Origin of the sequence: Helicobacter pylori FD535 (genome assembly GCF_000296015.2) — a bacterium.
GTDB classification, from domain to species: Bacteria; Campylobacterota; Campylobacteria; order Campylobacterales; family Helicobacteraceae; genus Helicobacter; species Helicobacter pylori_CT.
Map to the genome: position 1 here is coordinate 1 of NZ_AKHP02000008.1, position 7009 is coordinate 7009.

The 7009-nt window shown below is 39.9% G+C and carries 4 protein-coding genes and 1 pseudogene; 3 read left to right on the forward strand and 2 right to left on the reverse strand.

Translation table 11 applies throughout. The features are described from left to right. Window positions 1-1119 (forward strand): putative PEP-binding protein (locus DV63_RS10670; RefSeq protein WP_020982367.1); only part of this gene is annotated, 1119 nt, incomplete at its 5' end. Window positions 1120-1218: 99 nt separating this feature from the next. Then, window positions 1219-2455: pseudogene (locus DV63_RS10675) on the forward strand (DUF874 family protein). Between the two features lie 73 nt (window positions 2456-2528). Here DV63_RS10675 and DV63_RS10680 read toward each other — a convergent pair. Continuing rightward, a complete protein-coding gene (locus tag DV63_RS10680; RefSeq protein WP_001040768.1) occupies window positions 2529-3455 on the reverse strand; it encodes a radical SAM protein in 927 nt (308 codons plus the stop codon). After that, on the reverse strand, window positions 3448-5658 hold the full coding sequence (topA, locus tag DV63_RS10685) for a type I DNA topoisomerase (RefSeq protein ID WP_000681462.1): 2211 nt from the start codon (window positions 5656-5658) through the stop codon (window positions 3448-3450). The genes DV63_RS10680 and topA overlap by 8 nt, the downstream gene beginning before the upstream one ends. Before the next feature lie 165 nt (window positions 5659-5823). Here topA and DV63_RS10690 point away from each other — a divergent pair. After that, the coding region (locus DV63_RS10690) for a flagellin B (protein WP_020982371.1) at window positions 5824-7009 on the forward strand (1186 nt) is incomplete at its 3' end.

The window sequence follows — 7009 nt, forward strand, 5'->3', positions numbered from 1 at the left end:
CCAGCCATTGTTGGGGTGAGTGGGGCGACTGATAGCCTTTATACCGGCATGGAAATCACGGTTTCTTGCGCTGAGGGCGAAGAGGGTTATGTGTATGCGGGCATTTATGAGCATGAAATTGAAAGGGTGGAGCTTTCTAACATGCAAGAAACTCAAACAAAAATTTACATCAATATTGGAAACCCTGAAAAAGCTTTCAGCTTTTCTCAGCTCCCTAATCACGGCGTAGGGCTGGCCAGAATGGAAATGATTATTTTAAATCAAATCAAAGCCCACCCTTTAGCCTTAGTGGATTTGCACCACAAAAAAAGCGTGAAAGAAAAAAATGAAATTGAAAACCTTATGGCAGGCTATGCTAACCCTAAAGATTTTTTTGTGAAAAAAATCGCTGAAGGCATTGGCATGATCAGCGCAGCGTTTTACCCTAAACCCGTCATTGTAAGGACTAGCGATTTCAAATCCAACGAATACATGCGCATGCTTGGCGGCTCTAGCTATGAGCCTAATGAAGAAAACCCCATGCTTGGCTACAGGGGGGCTAGTCGGTATTATTCAGAGAGCTATAATGAAGCGTTTTCGTGGGAGTGTGAAGCTTTAGCGTTAGTGAGGGAAGAAATGGGCTTGACGAACATGAGAGTGATGATCCCCTTTTTGCGAACCATTGAAGAGGGTAAAAAAGTCCTAGAAATCTTAAGAAAAAACAATTTAGAATCCGGTAAAAACGGGCTTGAAATTTATATCATGTGCGAATTACCGGTGAATGTCATTTTGGCTGATGATTTCTTAAGCTTGTTTGATGGCTTTTCTATTGGATCTAATGATTTAACCCAACTCACTTTAGGCGTGGATAGAGACAGCGAATTAGTCAGCCATGTCTTTGATGAAAGGAATGAAGCGATGCTAAAAATGTTTAAAAAAGCGATTGAAGCTTGTAAAAGGCACAACAAATATTGCGGGATTTGCGGGCAAGCCCCAAGCGATTACCCTGAAGTAACAGAGTTTTTAGTCAAAGAGGGCATCACTTCCATTTCTTTAAACCCTGATAGCGTGATCCCCACTTGGAACGCTGTAGCCAAGTTAGAAAAAGAATTGAAAGACCATGGCTTAACCGTGCATTGATAATGAATGGGTTGATCTAACTTAAGTGGATTTTTTCGTATTGGTTTCCATTGATATAGTTTTGATGGGTAAGATTGTTTTTTAAAAAAAAGGTTGGTAATGGAATCAGTAAAAACAGGAAAAACAAATAAAGTTAGCAAGAACACAGAGATGGTTAACGCAAAGACAAATAAAGAGACTCATTTTAAACAAGTGAGCACCATTACAAATACGCTCAGATCAATTGGTGGGATTTTTACAAAAATTGTAAATAAAGTCAGAGAGCTTTTCAAAAAACACCCCAAGAAAAGCAAGGTGGCGTTAGTAGTATTAACCCATGCTGCATGCAAGAGAGTAAAAGAATTAGACGATAAAGTCCAAGATAAATCCAAACAAGCTGAAAAAGAGAATAAAATCAATTGGTGGAAATATTCAGGATTAACCATAGCGACAAGTTTATTATTAGCCGCTTGTAATGCTGGTGATATTGATAAACAAATAGAACTAGAACAAGAAAGACAAAAGGCGAATAAGAGTGGGATAGAGTTAGAACAAGAAAGACAGAAAACAAACAAGAGTGGGATAGAACTCGCTAATAGTCAAATAAAAGCAGAACAAGAAAGACAAAAGACAGAACAAGAAAGACAAAAGACAAATAAGAGTGGGATAGAGTTAGAACAGCAAAGACAGAAAACAGAACAAGAAAAACAAAAGACCATTAAAGAACAGAAAGATTTGGTTAAAGAACAAAAAGATTTGATTAAAGAACAAAAAGATTTGGTTAAAGAACAAAAAGATTTCATTAAATACGTAGAACAAAATTGCAAGGAAAATCATAGTCAATTCTTTATTAAAAAAGGAGGAATTAAGGATAGTATTTCTATAGAAATAGAATCTGAATGCAAAACCCCTAAACCTGCAAAAACAAACCAAACCCCTATCCAGCCAAAACACCTTCCAAACTCCAAGCAACACCGCTCTCAAAGAGGATCAAAAACGCAAGAGCTTATAGCTTATTTGCAAAAAGAATTAGAATCTCTGCCCTATTCGCAAAAAGCTATCGCTAAACAAGTGGATTTCTATAAACCAAGTTCTATCGCTTATTTAGAACTAGACCCTAGAGTTTAAGGTTACAGAAGAATGGCAAAACGAAAACCTGAAAATACGCTCTAAAGCTCAAGCTAAAATGCTTGAAATGAGGAATGTAAAACCAGACCCACAAGCCCACCTTTCAACCTCTCAAAGCTTTTTGTTCGTTCAAAAAATATTTGCTGATATTAATAAAGAAATAAAAGTAGTTGCTAATACCGAGAAAAAAGCAGAAAAAGCGGGTTATGGTTATAGTAAAAGGGTGTAGCGCTTAAAAACATTAAGTTTTTAATTACCTGTCGGCTTTTGAGATCATTTTTATGGTATTTTACAAATGGCGGTTAAAACGCGCAATAAAACTCCAAAGAGCCGACTTTTTTAATCGTAATTTGCTTATGGTTTAATAAAGTTTCTAAATGCTTAAAGGTGTTAGGATCTAGTATCAGGGGGGCTTCTTCTGCGCTTAAAGGGCGCCTGGAAATTAAAGCGAGCAATTCGTCTATACCGCAAGAAATCAATTTTTTGGCTTGAGCAGTGGATCGTTTGGGCAAACTCACGCAAAGCCCTTCAAAAAATAAAGAGCATTTTAATAATTCATCTTCGCTTAATTTAGGGGCTTTAAAGCTTGAGGGTCTGTCTATGGTGCTTAAATCCACTCTAGCGACATTGATTTTTTTTAAAAATGCAGCGATGCGTTTTAAGTTGTTTGCGCTATCATTCACTCCCTTAATTAACAGCACTTCAGCCACCAGTTGCCCTTGATAAATTTGAGAAAAGCACAAAATCCCCTCTAAAATCTTGTCAATGTCTTTAGAATAGGGCTTATCCACTCTTTCAAAGGCTTTCAAATCAATAGCGTCTAAAGAAAATTTAACGATGTCAAATTCCTTTAAGGCTTGCTGGACTTTTGGCTCATAAAAGAGTGAGCCATTGCTTAAAATCAAAGTTTTAACGCCCTTTAAAAAAGGCTTGATGCTTTGGATAAGCTCTAATAAATGAGGGTATAGAGTGGGTTCGCCATTAGCGGTAATGGTTAAAACATCAATGGGGGTAGCAAGGTTGTTTAGGGCGTTTTGAATGGCGCTAATCAAGGTTTCTACTTTGATCACTTCTTCCATGCGCTCAATGGGCTTGGCTTTACCCAACTCGCAATAAATGCAATTGTAATTGCATTGTTTTTTAGAGGGCGATAGATCCACGCCCAAAGACTTCCCAAAACGCCTGGATAAAACAGGCCCAAAAACGATAGGCAGATTTTCTTTAGCCATCATCTTCCTCTAAAAACACGCGCTCTTTGCATTTAATGCATTCATGCGCCTTTTTTTTGCGATAGATTCTTTCACTCATCAAATAATGGCATTTCTCGCAACGCTTATTGATAGGCTTATGGTTGGATAAAAAATGGCATTTAGGGTAATTGTTGCAGCCATAAAACGAGCCTTTCTTACTCCTTTTTAAGGCAATATCCCCTCCGCATTCTGGGCATTTCACGCCTTCTATTACTTCTTTTGCGTTAGGGGTGTTTTTTAACGATTTGGTGTTTTTGCATTCAGGGTAGTTGCTACAAGCTAAAAACGCCCCATTTCTGCTGAATTTTTGCACCATTTCCCCTCCGCATTTTTCACACAATTCTTGATTGGCTCCATCATTGGCGTTTTCAGTCTGTTTGATATATTTGCATTTAGGGTAGTTGTTGCAAGCGATAAACTCCCCATAACGGCTATTTTTTTTGACTAATTCCCCACCGCATTTAGGGCATGATTGGCCGGTTTTTTCATGCACTTTTTGAGAGATGATATTCTTTTTCCCGGCTTCAATCTTATCCATAAAAGGGTAGTAAAAGTCCTTTAAGACTTGCTGGTAGTCGGCTTTATTTTGAGCGATATTGTCCAATTCCTCTTCTAAAGAAGCGCTGAATTTGGAATCCACGATTTCTTCAAAATGCTTTTCTAAAATTTCTATCACCTTAAACGCGCTCTCTAAAGCGCTGATCTGCTTTTTTTCTACCTTAATATAGTCTCTGTTTTGTAAAAGGGAAATCGTTGGGGCGTAGGTGCTGGGCCTGCCTATACCTAAACTTTCTAAAACTTTAATCAAGCTCGCTTCTGAATAGCGTGCTGGAGGTTCTGTAACATGGGTGTTGCTCTCTAGTTTTTCTAATTTAATGGGGTCATTTTCTTTCAAATTGGGGAGCAATTTGTCCTTATCGTCATTGCCTAAAATTTTATAATAGCCATCAAAAAGGAGTTTTCTGCCACTCGCTTTAAACTCGCCTTTTTCGCAAGCCACAACCACGCTTTGGCTTTCAAAAAGAGCGTCTTGCATTTGAGAAGCTAAGAAGCGTTTGTAAATTAAGGCATAGAGCTTTAATTCTTCAGGCTTAAGGTAGTCTTTTAAAGCGTTTGGCTCTAAAACAATAGAAGTGGGCCTGATCGCTTCATGGGCTTCTTGGGCGTTTTTATTCTTGCTGGAATAGACTTTGGCTTTAGGGGGTAAGTAGTCTTTGCCATAGTCTTTTAAAATCTTATTCCTCGCTTCTTCTAAAGCTTCTTTAGCGATATTCAAACTATCGGTCCTCATGTAAGTGATCACCCCCATAACCCCTTGTGGGGTGGCTACGCCCTCATACAATTTTTGAGCGATACTCATGGTCTTTGTGGGCGAAAAGCCTAAAAGACTGGAAGCGCTTTGCTGTAAAGTAGAAGTCATGAAAGGGGGCGGTGTGGGGGATTTTTTAGATTTTTTAACGATACTGGAAATAGCGTAGCTTTCTTTTTCTAATTCGTTTTTAATCTCTTGAGCTTTTTTTTCATCAATGAGTTCTTGGGCTTTGAGTTTGTTGCCCTTATAACTAATGAGTTGCGCTTCTAAATGCGACTCAAAATAAGCGTCTAGCGTGAAGTAAGTTAAAGGCTTAAAGGCTTTGATCTCTCTTTCTTTATCAACCACAAGCTTTAAAGCCGCGCTCTGCACCCGCCCAGCGCTCAAACCTTTAATGATTTTTGATGAAATCAACGAGCTGAGCTTAAAACCCACGATCCGATCTAAAAAGCGTCTGGCTTGTTGGGCATTGACCTTAGACATGTCAATTTTTCGTGGGGTTTTTAGAGCGTTTAAAATCGCATTTTGCGTGATCTCATGAAAAACAATCCTAGGATAGCTCTCTAATTTCCCCCCAATCAAGCATGCCACATGATAGCCTATCGCTTCCCCTTCTCTGTCTTCATCGGTAGCGATGTAGGTGGTAGATGCCTTTTTAGAAAGCTCTATGATCTGTTTGACAAGCTCTTTATGGTCTTTATCCACGACATAGTTAGGAGTGAAACCTGTTTCATCAATCTTAATGCCTAAAGCGAATTTGGATAAATCCCTAACATGCCCTTTAGAGGCGATGACTTCGTAATTTTTATCCAAAAAATTTTTAATGGTTTTGGCTTTTGCGGGGGATTCTACAATAATAAGGTGCTTCATTGAACGCCTTTAATGAAATGTTTATACCTATTGGTGAATGATTGTAGCACAGAATTTTGACTGAACGCCCTATTAAACCATAAAAACGATAGCGGTGCTAAAAATCAAAGAGTTGGAACACCCTTTGCTTGACTAACAGTAAATATCTATGCAAAGGATGCAAACATGAGTTTTAGGATAAATACCAATATCGCTGCTTTAACCTCTCATGCGGTAGGGGTTCAAAACAACAGAGACCTTTCAAGCTCGCTTGAAAAGTTAAGCTCAGGGCTTAGGATCAATAAAGCCGCTGATGATTCTAGCGGGATGGCGATCGCTGATAGCTTAAGGAGTCAAAGCGCGAATTTGGGTCAAGCGATCCGCAACGCTAATGACGCTATTGGTATGGTTCAAACCGCTGATAAAGCGATGGATGAGCAAATCAAAATCTTAGACACCATTAAAACCAAAGCCGTTCAAGCCGCTCAAGACGGGCAAACTTTAGAAAGCCGAAGAGCGCTCCAGAGCGATATTCAAAGGTTGTTAGAAGAACTAGACAATATCGCCAACACCACAAGCTTTAACGGCCAACAAATGCTTTCAGGAAGTTTTTCTAACAAAGAATTTCAAATTGGTGCGTATTCTAACACCACGGTTAAAGCGTCCATTGGCTCCACAAGCTCAGATAAGATTGGGCATGTGCGCATGGAAACCTCTTCTTTTAGCGGTGAAGGCATGCTCGCTAGCGCGGCGGCGCAAAACTTGACTGAAGTGGGATTGAATTTCAAACAAGTCAATGGCGTGAATGACTATAAGATTGAAACCGTGCGCATTTCTACGAGTGCTGGCACTGGGATCGGGGCGTTAAGCGAAATCATCAATCGTTTTTCTAACACTTTAGGCGTTAGGGCTTCTTATAATGTCATGGCTACCGGCGGCACTCCCGTGCAATCAGGAACCGTTAGGGAGCTTACCATTAATGGCGTAGAAATTGGGACCGTGAATGATGTACATAAAAACGACGCTGACGGGAGGTTGATTAATGCGATCAACTCCGTCAAAGATCGCACCGGCGTGGAAGCGAGCTTGGATATTCAAGGGCGCATTAATTTACACTCCATTGATGGGCGCGCGATTTCTGTGCATGCAACGAGCGCGAGCGGTCAAGTTTTTGGGGGAGGGAATTTTGCAGGGATTTCTGGGACACAGCATGCGGTGATTGGGCGCTTAACCTTGACCAGAACCGACGCTAGAGACATCATTGTGAGCGGTGTGAATTTCAGCCATGTGGGCTTGCATTCCGCTCAAGGGGTGGCAGAATACACCGTGAATTTGAGAGCGGTTAGGGGCATTTTTGATGCGAATGTGGCTT